General features: G+C 57.2%; 1 pseudogene. It reads right to left on the reverse strand.

What is annotated here, in order from left to right:
- Nucleotides 1-104: 104 nt before the first annotated feature.
- Nucleotides 105-507: pseudogene (locus AB4Z23_RS28250) on the reverse strand (polysaccharide biosynthesis/export family protein); the annotation flags it as partial.

The following is a 507-nucleotide window of genomic DNA, read 5'->3' on the forward strand; positions in this document are numbered from 1 at the left end:
GCACTATTCAGGATAGCAAATTGCGACTTGGCGCTATAGTTCTCCAAAAGCGGTAGCTGCTTTACAGGGCCGCTCAAACGAGGGCATCAGAGACGCTCGTCTCTCTAGTTGACGCTTCCTGTGACGACGGCTGCCGAAACCGGATCTCTGCCGGATACCGACAGGCGGACACGGACGACGTCCCCCGCGCGGACCTGCGTATGCTCGTCCGCAGCGATTTCGCTATATGTGCCTGCAACCTGACGCACGATGAAGAATTTGGTTTGGATCATGTCCTCGAGGCTGGAAACCCGCCGCGCCGTCGAGCCGATCTCGGCCATGGATTGAAGGCTGAAGGCCAGCTTTTTCTTCAGACGCATAATGTCCAGGGAGGTCTCCCGCAATTCGGTCGCGGCGTCATTATGCCTTTTGCTCTTCAGCTCCAGAATACGCCGCTCCACCTCGCTCTTGTTTTGTTGCGCGCGCGCCAGGAACGATGTTGATTCCAGCACCTGCTGGTTCATGGAC

This window comes from Agrobacterium sp. MCAB5, from assembly GCF_052114365.1.
Classification (GTDB): Bacteria; Pseudomonadota; Alphaproteobacteria; order Rhizobiales; family Rhizobiaceae; genus Agrobacterium; species Agrobacterium tumefaciens.